Origin of the sequence: Kitasatospora dryopteridis, from assembly GCF_050749075.1 — a bacterium.
Taxonomy (GTDB): Bacteria; Actinomycetota; Actinomycetes; order Streptomycetales; family Streptomycetaceae; genus Kitasatospora.
Genome location: NZ_CP192749.1, coordinates 6,656,779 through 6,682,180, shown reverse-complemented (window position 1 = coordinate 6,682,180; position 25,402 = coordinate 6,656,779). Strand labels below are relative to the sequence as shown.

Genomic DNA, 25,402 nt, shown 5'->3' with positions numbered 1-25,402 from the left:
CCGGCCGCCCCGCCCTCCCCCGCCGCGGCATCCTCCGCCCCGGCGCTCTCGCTGGACGGCGCCACCCCGGCCGCGCAGAGCGGTGGAACGGCCACCGGTTTCGGCCCGGCCGCCGGGAAGCTGCCGGTCGTCGACTGGGCCAACCGCGGCTACGCCGACCCCGCCGGCGGGCCCGAGATCCAGCTGCGCGACGGGCGGGCCGGCGGCGACGGCGCGCAGATCGCGCTCAGCACCGTCCTGCCCACCCGCTACCGGGACGCGCCCGCAGCCCTCGTGGTGCTGCGGCGGACCGAGGGCTCCGTCCCGGTCGACCTGGTCGAGCTGTTCGGGTTCACCGCCGACGTGCCCGTCCTGGTCTCCTCCCGTGCCTCCGCAGCGGATCCGCTGGCCGCAGCCGCCTGGCGCCTCGAGAACGGGGCCCTCGTCCGCGAGGAGAAGGTCTCGCTGACCGGCGCCGTCTCCTCCACCCGGTACACCGCGCGGGCGGACGGCGGGCTGGAGGAGTCCTGGCCGGGGGCCGGGGTGTCCGGCGGCAGCCGCTGACCCCCGGACCCGGGGTGTTTCAGAGGTTCCTCGGGCGGGTCGCGTAGAAGGCCACGGCCGAGGCGGCCGCCACGTTGAGGGAGTCGACGCCGGCGTCCATGGGGATGCGGACGTGGTCGTCGGCCGCGGCGAGCGTCCTGGGGGCGATCCCGTCGCCCTCGGTGCCGAAGACCAGGGCCAGCTTCTCGTCGTTGCGCGCGGCCAGCTCGTCCAGGGAGATCGCCTTGTCGCTGAGGCACAGGGCGGCGACGGCGAAGCCCGCCGAGCGGAGCGTCCCGATGTCCACCGGCCAGGACTCCAGGCGCGTCCACGGCACCTGGAAGACCGCCCCCATCGAGACCTTCACCGACCGCCGGTAGAACGGGTCGGCGCAGCGCGGGGTGAGCAGGACGGCGTCGACGCCGAGGGCGGCCGCATTGCGGAACGCCGCACCGATGTTGGCGTGGTCGACGATGTCCTCGAAGACCGCGACCCGGCGGGCGCCGGGGAGGAGGTCGGCGGCCGGGGGCAGCGGGCGGCGCTCCATCGAGGCGAGGGCGCCGCGGTGCACGTGGTAGCCGGTCACCTGCTCGGCGAGGGCGGGCTCCACCACGTGGACGGGGGCGTCGGTGGCGGCGATGACGTCGCCCATGACGTCCAGCCACTTGGGGGTGAGGAGCATCGACCGCATCCGGAACCCCGCGTCGACGGCCCGGCGGATGACCTTCTCGCCCTCGGCGATGAAGAGGCCCTCGGCGGGTTCGCGGCGGCGGCGGAGTTCGACGTCGGTGAGGTCGGTGTAGTCGCCGAGGCAGGGGTCGGCGGGGTCGGTGACGGTGCGGGGTTCGGACACGGGAACGATCCTGCCGGGTGGGGCGGGGCGGGGCCAAACCGGCGGGGCAGGGGGCGGGGAACCGGGCGGCCGCCAGGAGGGGCGGGCCGGTCCCGGGTGCCCCGCGCCCCGGGTGTGCCTACTGCGGCGCGAGGACGTTGACGACGTCGCCGATGACGATGACGGCGGGGGGCTTGATGCCTTCGGCGGCGACGGTGGCGCCCACGGTCGCGAGGGTGGCGTCGACGCGGCGCTGGCCCGCGGTGGTGCCCTCCTGGACGACGGCGACGGGGGTGTCGGCCGGGCGGCCGCACTCGACGAGCTTGGCGGCGATCGCGCCGATCTTGTCGACCGCCATCAGCAGCACCAGGGTGCCGGTCATCCGGGCGACGGCGTCCCAGTTGGTGAGGGAGCGCTCGTCCGGGCCGACGTGGCCGGAGATCACGGTGAACTCGTGGGTCATTCCGCGGTGGGTGACCGGGATGCCGGCGGCCGCCGGGACGCTGATCGAGCTGGAGATGCCGGGGACGACGGTGACCGGCAGCCCGGCCTCGGCGCAGGCGAGCAGCTCCTCGCCGCCGCGGCCGAAGACGTACGGGTCGCCGCCCTTGAGGCGGACCACGAACTTGCCGGCCTTGGCGTGGTCGATGAGGGTCTGGTTGATCGCCTCCTGGGCCATGTAGCGGCCGTACGGGATCTTGGAGGCGTCGATCACCTCGACGTGCGGCGGGAGCTCGGCGAGCAGCTCGCGCGGGGCGAGGCGGTCGGCGACCACCACGTCGGCGTCGGCGAGCAGGCGGCGGCCGCGGACGGTGATCAGGTCCGGGTCGCCGGGGCCGCCGCCGACCAGGGCGACGCCGGGGGTGCGCTCGCGGTACTGGCGGGCGGCGAGGGAGCCGTCCCGGAGGCCGTCCACGATGGCGTTGCGCAGGGCCGCGGAGTGCCGCGGGTCGCCGGTGAGGACGGCGACGGTGGCACCGCCGTCGCGGCCGCTGGCCGGGGTCCAGGCGGTGGCGGCCGAGGCGTCGTCGCTGCGGGCGCAGAACACCCGCTGCCGCTCGGCCTCGGCGGAGACGGCGGTGTTGACCTCGGGGTCGTCGGTGGCGACGAGCGCGTACCAGGTGTCGGCGAGGTCGCCCTCGGTGTAGCGGCGCTCGTGCCAGGTGATCTCGCCCGCGTCGGCCATGGCGTGCACGGCCGGCGTGGTGGACGGCGATATCAGGTGGATGTCGGCGCCGGAGGCGATGAGGGCGGGCAGCCGGCGCTGGGCGACCTGGCCGCCGCCGACGACGACCACGCGGCGGCCGGCGAGCAGCAGGCCGACCGGGTACGGGGTCAGGCCCTCGGTGCTGGGGTGGGGTGCGGGCGCGTTCATGGGCAGGGCTCCTGGGTGGGGGGCGTGACGGGTGCGGCGAACCCCTCCCGCACCGGCGCGCCCTCGGGCCGGTGCGGGAGGAGCCGGACGGCTCAGGCCTTCTCGGTGACCCCGGCGGAGTCGAAGGTGGCTACATCGTGCATCGCGCGGGCGGCGCTCTGCACCAGCGGGAGCGCGAGCAGCGCCCCGGTGCCCTCGCCGAGGCGCAGGTCCAGGTCGATCAGCGGGCGCAGGCCGAGCTTGGCGAGCGCGGCCTGGTGGCCGGGCTCGGCGGAGCGGTGGCCGGCGATGCAGGCGGCGAGCGCCTCCGGGGCGATGGCCTTGGCGACCAGCGCGGCGGAGCCGGCGATGACGCCGTCCAGGATGACCGGGGTGCGCAGCGACGCGGCGCCGAGCAGGAAGCCGGCGATCGCTGCGTGCTCCAGGCCGCCGACGGCGGCGAGGACGCCGATCGGGTCGGCCGGGTCCGGCTGGTGCAGGGCGAGGGCGGCACGGACGACCTCGACCTTGCGGGCGTGGGTGGCGTCGTCGATGCCGGTGCCGCGGCCGGTGACCTCGGCCGGGTCGGTGCCGGTGAAGACGGAGATCAGGGCGGCGGAGGCGGTGGTGTTGGCGATGCCCATGTCGCCGGTGATCAGCACCTTGTTGCCGGCCGCGACCAGGTCGCGGGCGGTCTCGATGCCGACCTCGATCGCCTGGACGGCCTCCTCCCGGCTCATCGCCGGACCCTGGGTCATGTCGTCGGTGCCGGGCTTGACCTTGCGCGGCAGCAGGCCGGTGGTGCGGCCCTGCTGGATGGCGTCCGGCAGGTCGGCCTTGACGCCGACGTCGACCACGCAGACCTCGGCGCCGACCTGGGCGGCGAAGGCGTTGACCACCGCTCCCCCGGCGAGGAAGTTGGCGACCATCTGGCCGGTGACCTCCTGCGGCCAGGGGGTGACGCCCTGGGCGTGCACACCGTGGTCTCCGGCGAAGATCGCCACGCAGCCCGGCTCCGGGATCGGCGGCGGGCACTTGCGGGCGAGGCCGCTCAGCTGGGCCGCGATGATCTCCAGCACGCCGAGCGAGCCGGCCGGCTTGGTCATCCGCTTCTGGCGGTCCCAGGCGTCGCCGAGCGACTTGGCGTCCAGCGGGCGGATGCCTCGCAGGGTGTCGGCGAGCAGGCTGTGCGGCTCCTCGCCGGGCAGCGCGCGGTTGCCGTACTGCTCCTCGTGGACGACCCAGGACAGCGGGCGCTTCTTGGCCCAGCCCTGCTGCTGCAGCTCGGGCTCGTCCGGGAAGGCGTCGACGTAGCCGACGCACAGGTAGGCGACGACCTCCAGGTGCTCGGGCAGGCCGAGCTCGCGGACCATCTCGTCCTCGTCGAAGAAGCTCACCCAGCCGACGCCGAGGCCCTCGGCGCGGGCGGCCAGCCAGAGGTTCTCGACGGCCAGGGCGGCCGAGTACGGGGCCATCTGCGGCTGGGTGTGCCGGCCCAGGGTGTGGCGGCCGCCGCGGGTGCGGTCGGCGGTGACCACGATGTTCACCGGGGTGTCGAGGATGGCCTCGATCTTGATTTCCTTGAACTGCTTCGCCCGGCCCTTGGGCAGCGAGTCGGCGTAGGCGTCGCGCTGGCGCTGGGCGAGCTCGTGCATCTTCCGGCGGGTCTTGCGGGACCGGATGACGACGAAGTCCCAGGGCTGCGAGTAGCCGACGCTGGGCGCGGTGTGGGCCGCCTCCAGGACGCGGAGCAGCACCTCGTGCGGGATCGGGTCCGGCCGGAAGCCGTTGCGGATGTCCCGGCGCTCCCGGATGACCTGGTGGACGGCCTCGCGGGCGGCGTCGTCCAGACCTGAGGCGGCCGGCGGGCGCTCGGTGTCGGCGGCGGGCGCCTCCGGCTCGGCGTCGCCCTGCTCGGGGGCCACGGTCGGCTCGGCGGCGGCCGCCTCGGGGCCGACCCCGGTCTCGGGCTGCGGCTCGGCGGCGGGCTGCTCGGGGGTGAGGGCCTCGGCGGCAGGGGCCTCGGCTGCGGCCGCGACCGGCTGCTCCTCGGGGGACGGGACCTCGGGCGCCTCGGATGCTTCCGCCGGCTCGGCGGCGGGCTGCTCGGCATCGGCGGCGGGGGCGGCCTCTGCCGCGGGCGCCGGCTGCGGCTCCTCGGCGGCGACGGGCCGCTCCTGCACGGCCTGGGCCTCGGCGGCCGGGGCGGGCTGCTCGGCCTCGGCGGGCTGCTCGGGTGCCGTGGCTGCGGGGGTCTCGACGGCAGGAGTCTCGACGGCGGGCGCCTCGGGGGCCTGGGCCTCGACCGGGGCGGCCTCGGCAGGCTGGGCGTCGGCGGCCGGCTCCTCGACCGGCGCGGGCTGCTCCTGCACCGGCTGCCCCTGGACGGCCTGCTGCTCGACGGCCTCCGGCGCGGCGGGCACGGGAGCCGCGGCGGGCACGGGCTCGGGGAGACCGTGCTGCGGAGCCGGGTCGGCCAGGAAGGCGGCGATCCGGCGCGGGGCACCGCCGGACTGGGCCGGAATAGCGGCCGGGGCACCCTCGGCGGGCTGCGCGGCCTGGACCGGCTCCATCGCGATGGCGACGGGCGCGGGCTGCGCGGCGGCCTGCTCCGCGGCGACCGGTTCCACCGCGATCGGCGCGACGGCGACCTGCTCCACGACGACCGGCGCCGCGGGGGCGGCTTCGGCGACAGGGGCCTCGGCGACGGTGGCTTCGGCGACAACGGCCTCGGCGGCCGGGGCCTGCTCCGCGACGGGCTGGGCCACGGCGGCCTGCTCCGCCACTACCGCCTGTTCCACGACGACGGGCTGCTCGACGACAGGCTGCTCGACGACCACGGCCTCCGCCGGCCGGTCGGCGGGCAACTGCTGGACGACGGCCTCGGCGGTCGGGGCCGGTACGGGGGCGGGCGCCACCACGATCGGCACGCCGTGGGCGGGGGTGCCGCCGGGGACGGGTGCGGCGGACGGGCCGCGGTCGGCCAGCGAGCGCACCGGCACCTGGCCGGTCATCACGGACGGGTCCGGGATCGGCGGGCCGGCGTGCAGCGGACGGCGGACGGGCTGAGGCTGCGTCAGCTGCTCGGCCTGGGCCGGAACGGCGATCGGCTGGGCCGCCGACTCCTGGGCGGGCGGCATCTCCTGGACGGCCCGCTCGGGCGCTCCGAGCCCGGGCGGCGCCAGCGGCGGCCAGGACGGCTCGACCGGCACGCCCGGGGGCTGCTCGGCGACGGCCTCCACGGGCGCGGCACCGGCGGAGGCGGGGGCGAGGTCGGCGGGAACGGCGCTCTCCTCGACGGTGCGCAGGGCCATGGTGTCCACCACGGGCAGGTCCGCGGCGGGCTGGGCGACCGGCTGCTCGACGGCGGGCCGGGCGGCCGGTGCGACGGTCGGCTCGAGGGCCGCCGGGTCCACGATCACCGTCTCGACGGCGCCGTGCACCGACTCGCCCCAGGCGGTCTGCGGGCCGGGCATCAGCAGCTCGTCCTCGTCCTCGTCCAGTTGGTCGGGCTGGTCGAGGAAGGTGAAGGCCGGGCGGTGGCCGCCCTGCCAGGCGTCGGTGCCGAGGGGTGCGGCGCCGGTCGCGGCCAGGCCGGGCGCGACGGCCTCGATCGGCGCGGTCAGCGGGTCCGCGCCGGCCAGGTGGTTCGGTGCACCCGTGCTGTGGCCGCCCGGAGGTACGAGAGAGCCATCGCTCGGGAGGTGGCCGCCATCGGTCATGTCCAAAGCTCCTTCCAGGCCGCTTTCGCGCCCTCGGCGACGCGATCGCCGACCGCTGCCACCCTGCCCGCCACCCGTCCCGGGTGGCGCGCCATCAGAAATAACGACTAGCCGGGGCATCCGGCACGTCCGCATCGGCCCCAGCGCATTCTCTCGGCCCGGCGGGTGCCGCGTCGAATGCCCGCGAACTTCACCCCTGGCGGTTGCGGCGCGTCGACGGGCACCGTCCGTACCGGATGGGCACGGTGCACCGACGGCCGTGCGCAACCAGGACGCCACCCTATCGGTCGGTGCCGACGGGCTCTCGAATCGGTGTCCGGATGCGACGGGGATCACCCGTGGTTGTCCGGGATACGGACCGTCAGGGGGCGAGGCCGCCCCAGAGCACGATCGTCTGCGCGCCCGGTCCCAGGGCGAGTCCGGCCGGTCCGCCGGCGCGCGTGCCGAGCGGTGTGGACTGCAGCAGTGCACCGTCCACGCGGTATCCGGCGGCGGTGGCCGCCTCCCGGATCTCCTCCGCCTCGGTGAGGGTGTGCGCGACGGCGACGAGGCGCTCGGGGCGCCGCGCGAGCACCGCGCGCACCACCTGTGCGCCCCCGTGCTCCACTACGACCGCGTCGGGCTCCGGCAGGCCCCCCAGCACGTCCGTGCCCGCCCCCTGCACCACGTCGACCTCGACGCCGAAGCGACGGGCGTTGACGCCGATCCGGGCGCAGGCGGCGCGGTCCTCCTCGACGGCGACCACGGCGGCGCCGAAGCGGGCGGTCTCGACGGCGAGGGCGCCGCTGCCGGCGCCGACCGTCCAGACCAGGTCGCCGGGGACGGGCCCGAGCCGGGCGAGGGCGAGGGCGCGGACGTGCGGGGGCAGCGCGCGCCCGCCGCCCACGGGCCGGCCCTCCGCGTCGGTTCCGGTGTACGCCTCCTCGGGCAGCGCCCAGCGGCGCTCGCCGCCGGGGAAGCCGACCGGGCGGCCGGCGAGCCAGCCCGCCGGCTCGTCGCTGCTCTGCGGGGAGCCGCCGATCACCAGGACCACGCTGGGGTCCCGCCAGTCGTGGTCGGGCACCCGGTCGGAGGTGAGGACGGTGACGTCCTCCTCGGGGGTGCCGAGCGCCTCGCACACCACGAAGGTGCGGTGGACGCCGCGGAGCATCAGGGCGAGCTCGCTGGGCCCGGCGTCGGCGGTGGTGAGGACGGCGACCTTGGGGTGGGCGCGGCAGACGTTGGCCGCGCGGCGCAGCCGTCCGCCGTGCGCGGAGACGACCTGGGCGTCCTCCCAGGGCATGCCGGCACGGGCGAAGGCCGCGGCGACCGAGGAGACGGCCGGCAGGACTTCGAGTTCGAGCCCGTACTCGGGCCGGCGGAGGGTGCGGACGACGCCGAAGAAACCCGGGTCGCCCTCGGCGACCACGACGGCGGTGCCGCGGTGTTCGGCGATCCGCCGGGCGGCGGACTGGACGCTGCCGAGTGCGATGCGTTCGGCGCCGGCCGGGACCGGCAGTGCGGCCAGTTGGTACGGCGCCCCCGCGACCAGGGTCGCCCCGGCCAGTGCGCCGGCCGCCGCCTCCGTGAGCGGTGTGCCGTCCCACCCGATGACCGTGATCCGGTCAGCCATCTGCGGCTGTTCTCCCTCGCCCGAAAATCCACCCCTGTGCGAACGGCGCGCCTGCGCGTCCACGTGCAGAGGCTACCGGGTGGGGCCTGCCGGACGGGCATCGCCGCCCCGCGGGGCGGGTGGCCGGTGGCGGTCAGTCGTGCAGGACGTACCGCTGCTCGGACCGGCTGTCGGTCTGCGGGGTGTCGAGGTCCTCGGGGAGGAGGCTCCACAGGATGAGGTCGGTGCGCGCGTCGGGGGCGCCGCGGTGGTCGGGCTCCTCGCCGCGGACTATGCCGGCGCTGCGCAGTACGCCCTCGCTGATCGCGCCGATCTTCTGGGCGACCTGCTGGGCGGCGATGTTGCCGGCGGCGGTGCGCATCTCCAGGCGGAGGAAGCCGCGGTCCTCGAAGAGCCACTGGGCGACGCCGAGGACGGCCTCTGGGGCGTAGCCCTCGCCGCGGGCCCAGGCGGCGGTGATGAAGCCGATCTCGGTGGAGCGCAGCCGCCAGTCGGTGGAGCGCAGGTCGACCAGGCCGACCAGGCGCTGGGTGAGGTGTTCGGCGACGGCGAAGACGATGCCGCCGCCCTCGGCGCGGCGGCCGGGGGCGATGACGCGGATCAGGTGCCGGGCGTGGGCGTCGGTGAACGGCGAGGGGAGGGCCGTCCAGGTGTGCACCTGCTCGTCGGAGGCGAGGGCGGTGAGGCCCGCGGTGTCGCCGTCGTCGAGCGGGCGCAGCAACAGCCGTTCGGTGCTGATGGCTGTTTCGGGGAAGCTCGCTGCCATGCCGTCTCTCCTCGCCGGGTCGTGGACACACCGTACGCCCCGCCTCTCTTCGGGCGTGTCAGGGTACCGGCATTCCGGCGACGGGCCGTCAGATCGGCTGCCGACACGGCCGTGGTGGGCGCATACTGCGCGACCGGGCCCCGGCCGCGGGTGCGGCGGGGCCCGGTCGGGCGAGAGCCGTCGGCACGTGACGCCGCGGGCCCCGTCGCCGGTCGGTCCAGGGCCGTCAGGCTCAGAAGGCGGGGATCACCGAGCCGTTGAAGGTCTCGTCGATGTACTTCTTGACCTCGGCGGAGTGCAGCAGCTCGGCGAGCTTCTGGACGCGCGGGTCGGCCTCGTTGCCCTTCTTGACGGCGAGGATGTTGGCGTAGGGGTTGCCCTCGGCCTTCTCGAGGACGATGGCGTCGGTGGCGGGCTTGAGGCCGGAGTCGAGGGCGTAGTTGCCGTTGATGACGGCGGCGTCGAGGTCGCCGAGGGAGCGCGGCAGCTGGGCGGCCTCCAGCTCCTTGAACTTGAGGTTCTTGGGGTTGGTGGCGATGTCCTGGACGGTGGCGGTGGCGCCGGCGCCGGACTTGAGGGTGATGACGTTGTTGTCGGCGAGCAGCTTGAGCGCGCGGCCCTCGTTGGTGGCGTCGTTGGGGACGCCGACCTCGGCGCCGTCCTTGAGCTCGGCGACCGACTTGACCTTCTTGGAGTAGAGGCCGAGGGGCTCCAGGTGGACGGTCCCGGCGGAGACGATGTCGGTGCCGTTCTTCTTGTTGAAGTCCTCGAGGTACGGAACGTGCTGGAAGTAGTTGGCGTCGGCCGAGCCGTCCTGCACCGCGGTGTTGGGGGTCACGTAGTCGGTGACCACCTTGACGTCGAGCTTGAGCCCGGCCTTGTCGGCGAGGTTCTTCTTGACGTAGTCGAGGATCTGGGCGTGCGGGGTGGGGCTGGCGATGACGGTCAGCGTCTTGTTCGGGTCGGCGCTCGCCCCGGCGGGGGCGGAGCTGTCGCTGCCGCAGGCGGCGAGGGTGAGGGCGACGCCGGCGGTGGCGAGGACGCTGGTGAACTTCAGGACGTTACGCACGAAAAGTGCCTTTCTCCGGTGGTGCGGTGGTCGGCGGGAGCCGGGGCTGCCGCCTGGTGCGGGCCGGGGTGTCCGGCCGCGGTCTGGGTCAGCGGGTGGAGGCGGGTTCCGCCTGCTCCTCGCCGGGGAGGTCGACGGCCTCGGGGCGGAAGCGCCGGGGCACGGCGCCGCGGTGGCTCAGCCGACGGACGAAGGAGTCGCCGATCAGCTGGATGGCGGTGACGATGACGACGAGTTCGGCGATGATCACCCACATGAAGCCGGTCTCGAAGCGCAGGTAGCCGTAGCGGACGGCGAGGTCGCCGAGGCCGCCGCCGCCGACCACGCCGGCCATCGCGGAGTAGCCGATGAGGGCGATGACCGTGGTGGTGGCGGAGGCCACCAGTGCGGGCAGCGACTCGGGCAGCAGGGTCTTGCGGACGATGGTGCCGGTGGAGCCGCCCATGGACTGGACGGCCTCGACCAGGCCGCCGTCCACTTCGCGGACGGCCGTCTCGACGAGCCGGGCGAAGAACGGGATGGCGCCGATGGTGAGCGGCACGGTGGCGGCCTGCCAGCCGATGGTGGTGCCGGCGATCGCCTTGGTGAAGCCCTGCAGCGCCACCATGAGGATGATGAAGGGCAGCGAGCGGCCGATGTTGACGATCGCTCCGAGCACCCGGTTGAAGGGGACGTGCTGGAGCAGCCCGCCCTTGTCGGTGAGCACCAGCAGGACGCCGAGCGGCAGACCGAGCAGCACGGTGGCGACCGAGGAGACGCCGACCATCTGGAGCGTCTCCCAGGTGGCGGGCCACAGGAGTTCCTGCATCTGGTCCCAGGTCATGCCGCCACCCCCTCGGTGCTGACGAGGTCGACCTGCAGGCCCTGCTCGCGCAGGAAGCCGATCGGGACGACGTTGTCCTGGTGGCCGCCGGGCAGTTCGACGCGCATCCGGCCGACCATCCGGCCGGCGATGGTCTCCACCGCGGCGCCGAGGATGTTGATGTCGATCTGGTAGGTGCGGGCGAGCTGGGAGACGAACGGCTGGGCCGGGGTGTCGCCCTGGAAGGTGATCTCGACGACGGTGTGGCCGCTGTGGCCGGAGGCGAACTCGCCGAGCGGGAAGAGGTCGCGGGCGATCCGGGAGTTGCCGTCGGCGAGCAGGTCGGTGAGTGCACCGGACTCGACGATCCGTCCGCCGCGCATCAGTGCCGCGGAGTCGCAGACGGACTTGATGACGTCCATCTCGTGCGTGATGAGCAGGACGGTCAGGCCGAGCTGCTTGTTGAGGTCGCGCAGCAGGGCGAGGATCGAACGGGTGGTCTCCGGGTCGAGGGCGCTGGTGGCCTCGTCGGAGAGCAGCACCTTGGGGTCGCCGGCCAGGGCGCGGGCGATGCCGACGCGCTGCTTCTGGCCGCCGGAGAGCTGCGCGGGGTAGTTGCGGGCCTTGTCGGCGAGGCCGACCAGGTCGAGCAGCTCGGCGGCCTTGCGGCGGCGTGCGGTGCGGTCGAGGCCGATGATCTCCAGCGGCAGTTCGACGTTCTGCTGGACGGTCCGCGAGGAGAGCAGGTTGAAGTGCTGGAAGACCATGCCGATGCGGCGGCGGGCCTCGCGCAGCTCCCGGCCGGCGCGGTTGTCGCCGCCGGGCAGGGCGGTCAGGTCGACGCCGTCCACCGTGACGGTGCCGGCGGTGGGCCGCTCCAGCATGTTCACGCAGCGGATGAGGGTGGACTTGCCGGCACCGCTGGTGCCGACGACTCCGTAGACCTCTCCCGGGCGGACGTGCAGGTCGACGCCGTCGAGGGCGGTGACCTCTTTGCCGCGTGAGCGGTAGACCTTGGTGAGGCCCTGGGTGGTGATCACGGCTGCTTTCCGTTGGTCGGGGGCGGCGGCCTCGTGGGCCGGGCGCACCGGTGCGGTCGGCGGCGTACGGGGGCACGCCTGACGAGGGGGTGTCGTGGGTGCCGCACGTCGCTCGTGGCCGCCGGGCGGGATGGACGCCTGCGGGCGTGGGCCCGACGGGTCATCGGCGACGCTGTGGCAGTGGGGGCGCCGGGACGCCGGCGCGGGTGCTCGCTTCGGGGCGCGAGGAGGGGGACGAGGGCCCTCAGCAGTGACACATGCGACAGCACATGCGGCGCTCGCCGCCCGGCACGGTGCCGGTGGGGGTGCATGTCGTGGTCGCAGTCATGGAAGACAGTTAATCAGACCTTCGGGCACGATCCCAATAAACAGGAGAGCGAGTCCGGAATACGGACACGACCCTTGTGCCACAAGGCCGACGGCGCCCGTCCCCTCAGCGGGGCGGGCGCCGTCGGCGGAGCGGGGTGGGTCAGGCGGAGGCCGCCAGCGGGGCCGGGACGGGCTTGCCGAGCGTCACCACGGACAGTCGGCCGGAGACCTCCTTGACGGAGGTCTGCACATAGCCGTGCCGGGCGTACAGCCGCAGGTTGCCGAGACTGCGGTGGCCGGTGAACAGTTCGAAGCCGTAGACCTCGTGCGCGGCCTGCAGGCGCTGCTCCACGGCGTCCAGGAGGCGGCCGCCGAGCCCGTGGCGCTGCATCCGCGGGTGGACGACCAGCCGGCCGATCCGCGCGATGCGGTCGGCGTCCACCCGGCCGCGGACGGTGCCGACCACCTCGTCGCCGAGCCTGGCGACCAGGAACTCCTGCTCGCCGAGCTCGGCCCGCAGGCTGTCCAGGGTCTGGGTGAGGGGTTCGAGGGACCAGTCCCCGTAGAGCTCCGCCTCGTCCTGGTAGCCGAGGTACTGCAGCTTGAGGATCTGTTCCGCGTCGTGCTGCGTCGCCGGCGAGATGATCACACTCATGCCCATGTGCGGGGTCTCCCCATCGTTAGTGCCCGGTGCGCGGTCGAGGGTGAGCACCGGTGCCCGGCCTGAGGTCCCGGACGGGGATCGGCCCGGCCGGGAAGAGGGTCGAACGGCTCCCTCGGACGGCGGTGCCGCAACGCTGCGGCCGGACCGGCACACGGGGGCGCGCCGGCGCACGGCGCCGGGAGAGACGTTCGCCACCGCTCTACCCCGGTGTCGCCGGATCTCAACCTTCCGGACGCCGGACGTGGCGAGCGTCACGTTCTCGACCGTACGCGGTCACTCACCGTGCAGTCACTCCGCCGTCCGGCTGCTCTCCGGCGCCGTCACTCCCCCGTCCAGTCCTTGCGGCGGGCCGCCAGCAGCGACCGCAGGCAGGCCAGGCAGCGCGACCTGGTCGGGCCGATGCTGCCGCGGGGCACGCCGGTGCGGGCGGCCAGCTCGGTGTAGGTGAGCTCCGGCGACTCGGCCAGCGACAGCAGCAGCTCCGGGCAACGGCCCGGCAGCTCGGCCAGCGCCCGCCGGACGGCCCGGCCGAGCTCGGCGGCCAGCAGCTCCTCGTGCGGCTCTCGGCGGGCCCTGGCGGGGCGCGGCACCGGCGTCTCCCTGGCGGCGGCCGTCCGGGCGGCCAGGGCGGCCCGGACGGCCCTGGCCCGCAGCCAGCCGCGCGGGTCGCGGGGCAGGCCGGGGCCGGCCGCCCGCTCGGCGGCGTGCAGCCAGACGGTCTGTTCCAGGTCCGCGCCGTCCGGCCGGCCGCCGGGCAGTGCGGCCCGGGCGAGGACGGCGACGAAGGGGGCGAGGTCGCGGCGCAGCTCCGCGACGGGGAGGTCCTGGCCGGGACGGGCTTCGCTCACACCTGCCGCAACGAGCAGGGGCGCGCCGGGTCACCCGGAGCGCCCCTCACGGCTCGAAGGGCCGTCAGCCCTGCAGCCACTCCTGCTGGACGGCGAGGTCGGCCTTCACCTCGGCGAGCTGGGCGGCGACGGCGCTCGGCGCCGTACCGCCGCGGCCGCTGCGGGAGGCGATGGCGCCGTGCACGCTGAGCACCGAGCGGACCTCGGGCGTCAGGTGGCCGGAGATCTCCGCGAACTGCTCGTCCGTCAGGTCCCACAGCTCGATGCCCTGCTGCTCGCAGGTCTTGACGCAGGCGCCGGCGACCTCGTGCGCGACGCGGAACGGCACGCCCTGCTTGACCAGCCACTCGGCGATGTCGGTGGCGAGCGAGAAGCCGGCCGGGGCCAGCTCCTCCAGGCGCTCGCGGTGCACGGTCAGGGTGGCCATCATGCCGGTGAAGGCCGGCAGCAGGACCTCGAGGGTGTCGCAGGAGTCGAAGACCGGCTCCTTGTCCTCCTGGAGGTCCCGGTTGTAGGCCAGCGGGAGCGCCTTGAGGGTGGCGAGCAGGCCGGTGAGGTTGCCGATGAGGCGGCCGGACTTGCCGCGGGCGAGCTCGGCGATGTCCGGGTTCTTCTTCTGCGGCATGATTGAGGAGCCCGTGGAGAAGGCGTCGTGCAGCGTGATGAAGCCGAACTCCTTGGTGTTCCAGATGATCACCTCCTCGGCGATGCGCGAGAGGTTGATCCCGATCATGGCCGTGACGAAGGCGAACTCGGCGACGAAGTCGCGCGAGGCGGTGCCGTCGATGGAGTTGCCGACCGAGCCGCGCTCGAAGCCGAGGTCGGCGGCGACCGCCTGCGGGTCGAGGCCGAGCGAGGAGCCCGCCAGCGCGCCGGAGCCGTACGGGGAGACGGCGGTGCGGGTGTCCCACTGGCGCAGCCGCTCGGCGTCCCGGCCGAGGGCCTGCACGTGCGCGAGGACGTGGTGCGCGAAGAGCACCGGCTGGGCGTGCTGCAGGTGGGTGCGGCCCGGCATGGCGGTGTCCGGGTGGGCCTCGGCGAGGCCGACCAGCGCGTGCTGGAGGTCGAGCACCAGGCCACCGATGATCTTCGCGTGGTCGCGGAGGTACATCCGGAAGAGCGTGGCGATCTGGTCGTTGCGGGACCGGCCGGCCCGCAGCTTGCCGCCGAGGTCGGGGCCGAGGCGCTCCAGCAGGCCGCGCTCGAGGGCGGTGTGCACGTCCTCGTCGGCGATGGTGCCGGTGAAGGCGCCGGACTCGACGTCGGCGAGCAGGCCGTCCAGGCCCGCCAGCATGGCGGCGAGCTCGTCGCTGCTCAGCAGGCCGGCCTTGTGCAGCACGCGGGCGTGCGCCTTGGAGCCGGCGATGTCGTACGGGGCGAGGCGCCAGTCGAAGTGCACCGAGGCGGAGAGCCTGGCCAGCGCCTCGGAGGGGCCGTCGGCGAAGCGCGCGCCCCAGAGGCGCAGCTCAGGATTGCCGCTGGCGGCGTTCTGGTCGGCGGTCATCGCGTGGGCTCCTTACGGGTGATGGGGGTGAGCCCCGGCCGTGGGGAGGCGGCCGGGGCTCGGAGGGATGCTGCGGCTCAGGCGAGGTCGCGGCGGGCGGCGATCTTCGAGGACATGCCGAAGATCTCGATGAAGCCCTTGGACATCGACTGGTCGAAGGTGTCGCCGGTGTCGTAGGTCGCGAGGTTGAAGTCGTACAGCGACTGGTCCGACTTGCGGCCGTTGACCACCGCGCGGCCGCCGTGCAGCACCATCCGGATGTCGCCGGAGACGCTCTGGTTGGCCTCGTTGACGAAGCCGTCCAGGGCACGCTTGAGCGGGGAGAACCACAGGCCGTCGTAGACCAGCTCGGCCCAGCGCTGCTCGACCTGCCGCTTGTAGCGGGCCAGCTCGCGCTCGACGGTGACGTTCTCCAGGGCCTGGTGGGCGGTGATCAGGGCGATCGCGCCGGGGGCCTCGTAGATCTCGCGGGACTTGATGCCGACCAGGCGGTCCTCGACCATGTCGAGGCGGCCGATGCCCTGGGCGCCGGCCCGCTTGTTCAGCTCCTCGATGGCCTGCAGGACGGTGACCTTGCGGCCGTCGATCGCGACCGGCACGCCGGCCTCGAAGGTGATGACGACCTCGTCGGCCTCGCGCGGGTCGGCCGGGTTCTGGGTGTACTCGTAGACGTCCTCGATCGGGGCGTTCCAGATGTCCTCGAGGAAGCCCGTCTCGACGGCGCGGCCGAAGACGTTCTGGTCGATCGAGTACGGCGACTTCTTGGTGGTCGCGATCGGCAGGCCCTTGGACTCGGCGAAGGCGATCGCCTTGTCGCGGGTCATCGCGTAGTCGCGGACCGGGGCGATGCACTTGAGGTTCGGCGCCAGCGAGTTGATGCCGACCTCGAAGCGGACCTGGTCGTTGCCCTTGCCGGTGCAGCCGTGGGCGACGGTGGTGGCGCCGTGCTTCTGCGCGGCGGCGACCAGGTGCTTGACGATCACCGGGCGGGACAGCGCGGAGACCAGCGGGTACTGGCCCTGGTAGAGGGCGTTGGCCTTGAGGGCCGGCAGGCAGTACTCGTCGGCGAACTCGGTGCGGGCGTCCGCGACCTCGGCCTCCACGGCGCCGCAGTCCAGCGCGCGCTGGCGGATGACGTCCAGGTCCTCGCCGCCCTGGCCGACGTCGACGGCGACGGCGATGACCTCGGCGCCGGTCTCCTCGGCGATCCAGCCGATGCAGACGGACGTGTCCAGACCGCCCGAGTAGGCGAGTACGACGCGCTCGGTCACGGCTTTCTCCTTCACAAACGGTGCGAACAGGGCGGAGCTCACAGCGGGGCGAGTCCCATACAGCGTTAGGCATAAGTATGCACTACCGCGTATGGATTTCAAAACGCGGGCCGGCCCGGGCCGGGCTCGCGGCCAAGGTAGGCCCGGCCCCGGGCCGGGTCAACGACCGTCCCGGCGCCGCGTCGGCCACGAATCACTCCGAAATGCACACCGCCCCGGCGACCTCGCGGGTCACCGGGGCGGTGGGGGCGGCGGAGCGCTACTGCGCCTTGGCCTGCGCCAGCTGCATCAGGTGGTCGGCCAGCGCCTGGCCGCCGGCCGGGTCGCGGCTGATCAGCAATACGGTGTCGTCGCCGGCGATGGTGCCGATGATCTCGTACGTCTCGGCGGCGTCGATCGCCGAGGCGAGGAACTGCGCGGCGCCCGGCGGGGTGCGCAGCACCACCAGGTTGCCGGAGGCCGTCGCGGAGACCATCAGCTCGCCCGCCAGCCGGGCCATCCTGGCCTCGCTGGCGGACTCCCCCATCGGCGCGCGCGGCGTGCGGTCGCCGCCCTCGGCGGGCACGGCGTAGATCAGCGCGCCGTCCCGGTTGCGGATCTTCACCGCGCCCAGCTCGTCCAGGTCCCGCGAGAGCGTGGCCTGGGTGACCACCAGTCCGTCGTCGGCGAGCAGCTTCGCCAGCTGGCTCTGCGAACGGACGGGCTGACGGGTCAACAGGTCCACGATCCGCCGGTGGCGTGCGGTCCGGGTCTGCGGGACCTGCGGCGTCGCCCCGGGGGCGGGCTGGTCGGACTGGGGTGCGGTCATGTGATGATTCTCCCGGACTCCGCTCAGCTGTTCGCGTCGGGGGTTTCGTCGCGGACGGACCGGATGATCTCCGGCAGCGCCGCGAGGAAGGAGTCCGCCTCCTGCTCGGTCAGCACCAGCGGCGGCACCAGCCGGACGGCGTCCGGCACGGCCGCGTTCACCAGGAACCCGGCCCGCTGCGCCGCGGCCTGCACCTTCGCGGAGACCGGCTCGGTCAGCACGATGCCGAGCAGCAGCCCGGCACCCCTGACGTGGCTCACCAGCGGGTCGCCGATCGCCTCGATGCCGTGCCGCAGCTTGTCGCCGATCTTGCGGACGTGCTCCAGCAGCCCCTCGGACGCGATGGTCTCCAGGACGGCCAGGCCCGCCGCGGCGACCACCGGGTTGCCACCGAAGGTGGTGCCGTGGTGGCCGGGGTGCAGCAGGTCGGCGGCCGGGCCGAAGGCGACCGTCGCACCGATCGGCAGGCCGCCGCCGAGGCCCTTGGCGAGCGTCACGACGTCCGGCTCGACGCCCTCGTACGCCTGGTGGGCGAACCAGTGGCCGGTGCGGCCGATGCCGGTCTGGATCTCGTCGAGGACGAGCAGGGTGCCGGTGGCGCGGGTGATCTCCCGGGCGGCCCGCAGGTAGCCGTCGGGCAGCGGGATCGCGCCGTTCTCGCCCTGGATCGGCTCCAGGAAGACGGCGGCGGTCTCGGTGGTGACGGCGGCCCGCAGCGCCTCGATGTCGCCGAACGGCACGTGGGTGACGTCGCCGGGCAGCGGCCGGAACGGGTCCTGCTTGGCGGGCTGGGCGGTGAGCGCGAGGGCGCCCATCGTCCGGCCGTGGAAGCCGCCCTGCAGCGAGACCAGGTGGGTGCGGCCGGTCAGCCGGCTGATCTTGAAGGCGGCCTCGTTGGCCTCGGCACCGGAGTTGCAGAAGAAGACCCGGCCCGGGCGGCCGAAGAGCTCCAGCAGCTTCTCGGCGAGCTGCACGGGCGGCTCGGCGATGAAGAGGTTGGAGACGTGGCCGAGGGTGGTGATCTGCCGGGTGACCGCCTCGACCACGGCCGGGTGGGCGGTGCCGAGCGCGTTGACGGCGATGCCGCCGACCAGGTCGAGGTACGCGTTGCCGTCGGCGTCCCACACCTTGGCGCCCTCGCCGCGGACCAGCGGGATGCGCGGGGTGCCGTAGTTGTCCATCAGCGCGTGCTGCCACCGCTGGGTGAGTTCGCTGTTGCTCATGCCAGGCCCCCGAGTACGGTCGTTTCGTCGTCGGGCACGACCATGGTGCCGATGCCCTCGTCGGTGAAGATCTCCAGCAGCAGGCTGTGCTGCACCCGCCCGTCCAGCACGCGGGCGGTGCCCACGCCGGAGCGGACGGCCCGCAGACAGCCCTCCATCTTGGGGAGCATGCCGGTCGCCAGGGTGGGCAGCATCTCCTCCAGCTCGGAGGCGGTCAGCTGGCTGATCACGTCGTCCGAGTTCGGCCAGTCCTTGTACAGGCCCTCGACGTCGGTCAGCACGACCAGCATCTCCGCGCCGAGCGCGACCGCGAGGGCGGCCGCGGCGGTGTCCGCGTTGATGTTGTAGACGTGGCCGTCGGCACCTCGGGCGATCGAGGAGATCACCGGGATGCGGCCGTCGCCGATCAGCGCCTTCACGGCGCCGGCCTCGATGTTGACGATGTCGCCGACCAGGCCGATGTCGACCTGCTCGCCGTCCACCACGGCGTACCGCTTGACGGCCGTCATGGTGTGGGCGTCCTCGCCGGTCATGCCGACCGCGAACGGGCCGTGCCCGTTGAGCAGGCCGACCAGCTCGCGCTGGACCTGCCCGGCGAGCACCATCCGGACGACGTCCATGGTCTCCGGGGTGGTGACCCGCAGGCCCGCGGTGAACGAGGACTCCAGGCCCAGCTTGTCGAGCTGGGCGCTGATCTGCGGGCCGCCGCCGTGCACGACGACGGGGTTCAGGCCGGCGTAGCGCAGGAAGACCACGTCCTGGGCGAAGGCGGCCTTGAGGTCCTCGTCCACCATGGCGTTGCCGCCGAACTTGATCACGACGGTCTTGCCGTGGAAGCGCTCCAGCCACGGGAGCGCCTCGATGAGGGTGCGGGCCTTGGGCAGCGCGGCGTTGCTGCGGGCCTGTTCGCCCTTGGGTGCGATCTTCACGGTCTGTTGTCCCCCGGGATCAGGTCGAGTAGGCGCTGTTCTCGTGCACGTAGTCGGCGGTGAGGTCGTTGGTCCACACGGTGGCGGCGGCCGTGCCGGCGTTGAGGTTCACGGTGATGACGACCTCGCGGCCGGCCATGTCGACCAGGTCGCGGTCCTCGCCGACGCTGCCGCCGCGGCAGACCCACACCCCGTTGATGGCGACGTCGAGCGCGTCCGGCTCGAAGGCGGCGGAGGTGGTGCCGATCGCGGCCAGCACCCGGCCCCAGTTCGGGTCCTCGCCGTGGATGGCGCACTTCAGCAGGTTGTTGCGGGCGACGGTGCGGGCCACCTCGACGGCCTCGTCCTCGGTGGCGGCGCCGGTGACGTCGATCCGGATGTCCTTGGAGGCGCCCTCGGCGTCGCCGATCAGCTGCCGGGCGAGGTCGGCGCAGACGGTGCGGACGGCCTCGGCGAACTCGGCCGCGTCCGGGGAGACGCCGGAGGCGCCGGAGGCGAGCAGCAGCACGGTGTCGTTGGTGGACATGCAGCCGTCGGAGTCGACCCGGTCGAAGGTGGTGCGGGTGGCGCCGCGCAGCGCGGCGTCCAGCTCGGCGCTCTCCACGGCGGCGTCGGTGGTGACGACGACCAGCATGGTGGCCAGGCCCGGGGCGAGCATGCCCGCACCCTTGGCCATGCCGCCGACCGTCCAGCCGGCCGGGCTGGTGGCCTGCGCGGTCTTGTGCACGGTGTCGGTGGTCTTGATGGCGATCGCGGCGGCCTCCCCGCCGTCCCCGCTGAGAGCCTTGACGGCCTGCTCGACGCCGGGCAGCAGGATGTCCATCGGCAGCCGGACGCCGATCAGGCCGGTGGAGCAGACGGCGACCTCGATCGCGCCCACGTTCAGCTCGGCGGCGACCTTCTCGGCGGTGGCGTGGGTGTCCTGGAAGCCCTCCGGGCCGGTGCAGGCGTTGGCGCCGCCGGAGTTGAGGACGACCGCGGCCAGCGAGCCGGTCTTCAGCACCTGCTCGGACCAGAGCACGGGGGCGGCCTTGACCCGGTTGGAGGTGAAGACGCCGGCCGCGGCGAACTGCGGGCCGTCGTTGACCACGAGGGCGAGGTCGGGGGTGCCGGAGGCCTTGATGCCGGCCGTGACGCCGGCCGCGCGGAAGCCCTTCGCCGCCGTCACGCCGATGTTCTGCTGGTCCGTCACGGGCTGGCTCACGGTGCGACTCCGTTCAGCGGGAGGCCGAGCTCCTCGGGCAGGCCGAGGGCGATGTTCATGGACTGCACCGCGCCGCCCGCGGTGCCCTTCACCAGGTTGTCGATCGCGCTGATGGCGATCACCCGCCCGGCGTGCTCGTCCAGTGCGACCTGGACGAGGGCGGCGTTCGAGCCGTACACCGAGCTGGTCTGCGGCCACTGGCCCTCGGGCAGCAGGCGGACGAAGGTCTCGCCGGCGAACGCCTCCTTGTAGGCGGCGCGCAGCGACTCGGCGGTGGTGCCGGGCTTCGCCTTGGCGCTGCAGGTGGCGAGGATGCCGCGGGGCATCGGGGCCAGGGTCGGCGTGAAGGAGACGGTGACGTCCTCGCCGGCCACCGGGCCGAGGTTCTGCGCCATCTCCGGGGTGTGGCGGTGCACGCCGCCGACGCCGTACGGGCTCATCGAGCCCATCACCTCGCTGCCGAGCAGGTGCGGCTTGACCGCCTTGCCGGCGCCCGAGGTGCCGGACGCGGCGACGACCACGGCCTCCGGCTCGACGAGCTTCGCCGCGTAGGCGGGGAACAGCGCGAGGGAGACGGCCGTCGGGTAGCAGCCCGGGACGGCGATCCGCTTGGTGCCCTTGAGCGCGGCGCGGTGGCCGGGCAGCTCGGGCAGGCCGTAGGGCCAGGTGCCGGCGTGCGGGGAGCCGTAGAACTTCTCCCAGGTCGCGGCATCCTTGAGCCGGAAGTCGGCGCCGCAGTCGACGACCAGCACGTCCTCGCCGAGCGCCTCGGCGACGGCCGCGGACTGGCCGTGCGGCAGCCCGAGGAAGACCACGTCGTGCCCGGCCAGCACCTCCGGGGTGGTGGGCTCGAGCACGCGGTCGGCCAGCGGCAGCAGGTGCGGCTGCAGGGTGCCGAAGACCGCCCCCGCGTTGGAGCCGCCCGTCAGCGCCCCGATCTCGATCTCCGGGTGCCCGAGCAGCAGGCGCAGCACCTCACCGCCCGCATACCCGCTCGCTCCGGCGACGGCGACTCGCAATGCCATGGCGTCCTCCTTCGTTAAGCATGAATATACGCACCTTGGAAATTTCATGCAAGGAGCTTCGGGCACCCCCGACCAGCCTGCCCGATCCCCGCCCCCTGACGTCGCCAACCATCCGAACCCTCCAAAGTTCAGCAGCCGGACTCGGTGCCGACCAATGCCCGAAACGTCATCAGTTCCTTGGCAGAGTGACAATCGGGCCCGACCGGCGGCACCTCCGCGGCGGGCACGGTGTTGTGTCCCTTTCACAAAGGAGTTCACCAGTGAGTGCACAGACCGACGTGGTGGTCACCGGGCTGGGAGCCACCACTCCGCTCGGCGGGGACACCGCCTCGACCTGGGCGGCGATGCTGGCGGGACGGTCCGGGATCACCGCGATCGAGGAGGAGTGGGCGGCCGGACTGCCGGTGCGGATCGCAGGACGGCTCGCCGTCGAGCCCACCGAACTCCTCGACCGGGTGCAGGCCCGCCGGCTGGACCGCTGCGAACAGGTCGCCCTGGTCGCCGCCCGGGAGGCCTGGGCCGACGCGGGCCGCCCGGCCGTCGAACCCGAGCGGCTCGCCGTGGTGATCGGCACCGGCACCGGCGGCGCACTCACCATGCTCGGCCAGGACGACGTGCTGGAGGCCGCCGGTGTCCGCCGGGTCTCCCCGCACACCGTGCCGATGCTGATGGCGAACGGCCCCGCCGCCTGGGTCAGCATCGAACTCGGCGCACGCGGCGGCGCCCACACCCCGGTCAGCGCCTGCGCCTCCGGCGCCGAGGCGATCGCCCTCGGCCTGGACCTCATCCGGCTCGGCCGCGCCGACGTCGTGGTGGCGGGCGGCGCCGAGGCCTGCATCTGCCCGCTCACCCTGGCCGGCTTCGCCCAGGCCAAGGCGCACTCCACCCGCAACGACGCACCTCGGCAGGCCTCCCGCCCGTTCGACGCCGACCGGGACGGCTTCGTGATCGGCGAGGGCGCCGCAGTCGTCGTCCTGGAACGGGCCTCCTTCGCCGCCGCCCGCGGCGGCCGCCCGTACGCGGCACTCGCCGGGGCCGCCGTCACCTCCGACGCCCACCACATCACCGCCGCCCACCCGGAGGGCCAGGTCAGGGCGATGCGGCAGGCCCTCGCCGCCGCCGACCTCTCCCCGCTCGCGGTCGACCTCGTGCACGCCCACGCGACCTCCACGCCGCTCGGCGACCTCGCCGAGGCGCAGTCCGTCACCGAGGCGGTGGGCACCCACCCCGCCGTCACCGCGACCAAGTCCATGACCGGGCACCTCTTCGGCGCGGCCGGAGCGGTCGGCGCCATGGTGGCCGTCCTCGCCGTGCGGGACGGCATCGTCCCGGCGACGCAGAACCTCGACACCCCCGACCCGGCGGTCAAGCTGGACGTGGTCACCGGCGGCCCGCGGACGGGTGCCGTCGGCGCAGCGATCACCAACGCCTTCGGCTTCGGCGGCCACAACGCCACGCTGGTGTTCACGCCCGCGTAGGTGGCTGGTCCAAAGGGGCGTGTGGGGGCACCTACGGGCTTGCCCTACGGGTGAACGCTAGTTCTTGACGCTGCGGAGGAGGACGAACTTCGGGTCGCCGGCGACGGTGCGGCAGTTGCCGAACAGGCGGCGGAGTTTGACGTGGTAGCCGAGGTGGCGGTTGCCGACGACCCAGAGTTCGCCGCCGGGGCGCAGAGCACGGCGGGCGCCGGTGAACATCCGCCAGGCCGTGGCGTCGGTGAGCGCCTGGTGGCTGTGGAACGGCGGGTTGTTGAGGACCAGGTCGACACTGCCGGGGGCCACCCCGGCCATGCCGTCGCCCGCCTCGAAGCGGGCCGGTGCGTCCGGGCCGAGGTTGGCCCGGAAGGTCGCTTCGGCGGAGGCGACGGCCTGGTACGACTCGTCGAGGAAGACCACTTCGGCGGCCGGGTTGGCGAGGGCGGCGGCGGTGCCGACGACCCCGTTGCCGCAACCGAGGTCGACCACGGTCTCCGGGCCGTGCCGTTCGGGGAGGTGGCCGAGCAGGAAGCGGGTGCCGATGTCGAGGCGGTCGGCACAGAAGATGCCGGCGTGGTTGTGGACGCGGTGCCCGGAGGCGGCACCGATGCCGTCGGGCAGCAGGTAGCTCTGCGGCCACGGGCTGCCGGTGCGGGCGATCGCCGGGTCCGGGGTGCAGAAGATCAGCCGGGCCTTGCGGACGGCCAGCGAGGTGCGGGTCGCGCCGAGGACCGACTCGAACAGCTTGAGCGTGGAGGTGTGGATCTCGGTGACCATGCCGGTGCCGACCACCACCGTGCCCTCGTGGACCGCCGGGGCGAGCCGGTGCAGCTGGTCCTCCAGCAGGGCCAGGCTCTTGGGCACCCGGACGAGCAGCACGTCGATGCGGTCCGGCGAGGTGTCGCGGGTGGACAGCAGCCGGACGGCGTCCGCGTCCGCGGGGTGGTTGCGGGCCAGGTTGGCCTCGGTGGCACGGCGGCCGAGGTAGGAGTCGCCGATCTGCACGGGGTGGTGCGGGGCCAGGGCGGTGGCCAGGGCCCCCCAGCGGTCGCCGACCACGACCACATTGCCGGACAGGTCGGTGCCGCTCTCCGCCAGGTGCCGCAGCAGGTAGTCGTCGGCGGCGTCCCAGGCGCGCAGCCGGTCGCGGGGGTCCTCGGGGAAGCGGGTGAGGTCGATCTCGCCCCACGGCGTGCTCAAGCGGTTCATCGCGCCCAGGCTAGCCGACCCGGGGCACCGCCCCGGACCGGCTCAGCCGCCGAGCAGGCCCCCGGTGTACGGGTCCTCGGCGAGCTGCCGCCAGGAGTGGTCGGCGGTGGCGAACGACTCCGGGTCGACCGCCTCGACCACGGCGTCGACCACGGCGTGCAGCACCGCCCTCGGGTCGAACGCCTGCCACGGGTGGCCGTCCTCCTCCGCCCGGTACCAGGCGGCGCGCAGCCGCTCGTACGTCCAGCAGGCGTACAGCAGTGCGGACAGGTCGCGGTGGAGGTAGCGGGCGGGGCCGCCCTCCTCGTACCAGGCGGGGAGCTCCAGGCGGCCGGTGGCGCCGTCGAGGGCGACCGGCAGGTCGTGCGGCCACCAGCCGATCGCGAGGAAGCCGGCCTGGTCGGAGCGGTCGTGCGGGACGGCGAAGCCCTCGGGGTGGGACTCGGCCATGGTCCGCAGCGGCCCGTCGCCCGCGACGCCGAACATCTCGTACTGCAGCGGCAGGCCGTGCTCGGTGAGCAGCCTGCGGGTCGGCGCGTGGGTGATCGCCGCGGGCACCTCCTCCGGGCGGAGGCGTCGGACGGAGCCGCCCTCCCCGTAGGCGGCGAGGTCGGCCAGGTCGTCGACCAGGCCGGGCTCGAACTCGTACGCGGGGCCGTCCGGGCCGCCGGGGCGGGCGCCCCAGGCGAGGCTGCGGAGGAGCAGTTCGGTCTCCCAGTGGGCGGGGCGGCCGCCGTCGGCGAACAGCCGCGGGTCGATGGCGCGCAGTCGGGCCGTCGCCGCGGTGACCACGGCGTCGGCCACGGACGGGCCGCGCCGGCCGCCGTACGCCGCCGGGTCGGGGCGGGTCCCGCTCTCGACCGCGTCGACCAGGGCGGTCAGCGCGGCGAGGTCGGAGGCGAGCGGGTCGCTCGACAGGCCTTGCCCTAGGCGGTCGGCGAGGCGGATCTCGCCGGTGGCCCCGACGATGACGACCTCCCCGCAGGTGCTGCCGGACCCGAGCCGGTGGACGCCCTCGGCGACGGCGGGCAGCGGGCCGTCCGCGGTGGGCGTGAAGTCCAGGCCCGCGCCGGAGGCGGGCAGCCCGTGGCGGAGCAGGTGGCGGCGGCTCGGGCCGTGGGTCAGCCCGGCGGGAAGCTCGGCCTCGGTGAGCGGCCGACGGCCTGTCGGTTCGGTCTGCACTGCCATTCCGCTCCCCCGTTGACGGTGCCTCG

20 protein-coding genes are annotated in these 25,402 nt (G+C 74.2%); 1 reads left to right on the top strand and 19 read right to left on the bottom strand.

All coding sequences use genetic code 11. From position 1 onward, the window contains the following. Window positions 1–562 precede the first annotated feature (562 nt). The 17 genes from ACQ614_RS30115 to argC all read right to left on the bottom strand — a co-directional run bounded on the left by ACQ614_RS30115 (window position 563) and on the right by argC (window position 21,504). A complete protein-coding gene (locus ACQ614_RS30115; protein ID WP_431682024.1) occupies window positions 563–1,375 on the bottom strand; it encodes a TrmH family RNA methyltransferase in 813 nt (270 codons plus the stop codon). Between the two features lie 118 nt (window positions 1,376–1,493). Continuing rightward, on the bottom strand, window positions 1,494–2,729 hold the full coding sequence (gene cobA / locus ACQ614_RS30110) for a uroporphyrinogen-III C-methyltransferase (RefSeq protein ID WP_363496048.1): 1,236 nt from the start codon (window positions 2,727–2,729) through the stop codon (window positions 1,494–1,496). A 92-nt stretch (window positions 2,730–2,821) separates the two neighbouring features. After that, window positions 2,822–6,430, bottom strand: a complete 3,609-nt coding sequence (gene cobT, locus ACQ614_RS30105) for a nicotinate-nucleotide--dimethylbenzimidazole phosphoribosyltransferase (RefSeq protein WP_431682023.1) — start codon at window positions 6,428–6,430, stop codon at window positions 2,822–2,824. Between the two features lie 361 nt (window positions 6,431–6,791). Beyond that, window positions 6,792–8,042: a precorrin-6y C5,15-methyltransferase (decarboxylating) subunit CbiE gene (cbiE, locus tag ACQ614_RS30100; protein WP_431682021.1), complete on the bottom strand. Its 1,251-nt coding sequence runs from the start codon at window positions 8,040–8,042 to the stop codon at window positions 6,792–6,794. A gap of 133 nt (window positions 8,043–8,175) precedes the next feature. Then, entirely contained in the window at window positions 8,176–8,808 is a 633-nt protein-coding gene (locus ACQ614_RS30095; protein WP_363496039.1) for a GNAT family N-acetyltransferase, read from the bottom strand. Window positions 8,809–9,040: 232 nt separating this feature from the next. Further along, on the bottom strand, window positions 9,041–9,877 hold the full coding sequence (locus ACQ614_RS30090; RefSeq protein ID WP_431682018.1) for a MetQ/NlpA family ABC transporter substrate-binding protein: 837 nt from the start codon (window positions 9,875–9,877) through the stop codon (window positions 9,041–9,043). An 88-nt stretch (window positions 9,878–9,965) separates the two neighbouring features. Continuing rightward, window positions 9,966–10,700 (bottom strand): methionine ABC transporter permease, encoded by a 735-nt coding sequence (locus ACQ614_RS30085; protein WP_431682016.1) that lies wholly within the window; start codon window positions 10,698–10,700, stop codon window positions 9,966–9,968. Further along, window positions 10,697–11,719 (bottom strand): methionine ABC transporter ATP-binding protein, encoded by a 1,023-nt coding sequence (locus tag ACQ614_RS30080; RefSeq protein ID WP_431682015.1) that lies wholly within the window; start codon window positions 11,717–11,719, stop codon window positions 10,697–10,699. Before ACQ614_RS30080 ends, ACQ614_RS30085 begins: the two co-directional genes overlap by 4 nt. 469 nt (window positions 11,720–12,188) lie before the next feature. After that, a complete protein-coding gene (locus tag ACQ614_RS30075; RefSeq protein WP_431682013.1) occupies window positions 12,189–12,689 on the bottom strand; it encodes a GNAT family N-acetyltransferase in 501 nt (166 codons plus the stop codon). A gap of 323 nt (window positions 12,690–13,012) precedes the next feature. Next, a complete protein-coding gene (locus tag ACQ614_RS30070; RefSeq protein WP_431682012.1) occupies window positions 13,013–13,540 on the bottom strand; it encodes an RNA polymerase sigma factor in 528 nt (175 codons plus the stop codon). Between the two features lie 64 nt (window positions 13,541–13,604). Beyond that, on the bottom strand, window positions 13,605–15,044 hold the full coding sequence (gene argH, locus ACQ614_RS30065) for an argininosuccinate lyase (protein ID WP_431682011.1): 1,440 nt from the start codon (window positions 15,042–15,044) through the stop codon (window positions 13,605–13,607). 77 nt (window positions 15,045–15,121) lie between these two features. Next, window positions 15,122–16,315 (bottom strand): argininosuccinate synthase, encoded by a 1,194-nt coding sequence (locus ACQ614_RS30060; protein WP_363496021.1) that lies wholly within the window; start codon window positions 16,313–16,315, stop codon window positions 15,122–15,124. 259 nt (window positions 16,316–16,574) lie between these two features. Continuing rightward, window positions 16,575–17,123, bottom strand: a complete 549-nt coding sequence (locus ACQ614_RS30055; RefSeq protein ID WP_363496018.1) for an arginine repressor — start codon at window positions 17,121–17,123, stop codon at window positions 16,575–16,577. A 23-nt stretch (window positions 17,124–17,146) separates the two neighbouring features. Further along, window positions 17,147–18,346: an acetylornithine transaminase gene (locus ACQ614_RS30050; protein ID WP_431682009.1), complete on the bottom strand. Its 1,200-nt coding sequence runs from the start codon at window positions 18,344–18,346 to the stop codon at window positions 17,147–17,149. Beyond that, window positions 18,343–19,275, bottom strand: a complete 933-nt coding sequence (gene argB / locus ACQ614_RS30045) for an acetylglutamate kinase (protein WP_431682008.1) — start codon at window positions 19,273–19,275, stop codon at window positions 18,343–18,345. Before argB ends, ACQ614_RS30050 begins: the two co-directional genes overlap by 4 nt. A gap of 19 nt (window positions 19,276–19,294) precedes the next feature. Further along, window positions 19,295–20,449 carry a bifunctional glutamate N-acetyltransferase/amino-acid acetyltransferase ArgJ gene (gene argJ, locus ACQ614_RS30040; RefSeq protein WP_431684061.1) on the bottom strand — a complete coding sequence of 385 codons (1,155 nt, stop codon included), beginning with the start codon at window positions 20,447–20,449 and terminating at the stop codon, window positions 19,295–19,297. A 26-nt stretch (window positions 20,450–20,475) separates the two neighbouring features. Further along, on the bottom strand, window positions 20,476–21,504 hold the full coding sequence (gene argC / locus ACQ614_RS30035) for an N-acetyl-gamma-glutamyl-phosphate reductase (RefSeq protein ID WP_363496009.1): 1,029 nt from the start codon (window positions 21,502–21,504) through the stop codon (window positions 20,476–20,478). Window positions 21,505–21,764: 260 nt separating this feature from the next. Between argC and ACQ614_RS30030 the strand changes: the two genes are divergently transcribed. Beyond that, entirely contained in the window at window positions 21,765–22,982 is a 1,218-nt protein-coding gene (locus ACQ614_RS30030) for a beta-ketoacyl-[acyl-carrier-protein] synthase family protein (RefSeq protein ID WP_431682005.1), read from the top strand. A gap of 57 nt (window positions 22,983–23,039) precedes the next feature. On the opposite strand, the gene ACQ614_RS30025 is transcribed toward ACQ614_RS30030, so the two are convergent. Next, the gene (locus ACQ614_RS30025; protein WP_431682003.1) at window positions 23,040–24,188 is read right to left on the bottom strand and encodes a methyltransferase; all 1,149 of its coding nucleotides are present in this window, start codon (window positions 24,186–24,188) and stop codon (window positions 23,040–23,042) included. Window positions 24,189–24,230: 42 nt separating this feature from the next. Continuing rightward, complete coding sequence (locus ACQ614_RS30020; RefSeq protein ID WP_431682001.1) at window positions 24,231–25,376, bottom strand: SUKH-4 family immunity protein; 1,146 nt, start codon at window positions 25,374–25,376, stop codon at window positions 24,231–24,233. Window positions 25,377–25,402 lie beyond the last annotated feature (26 nt).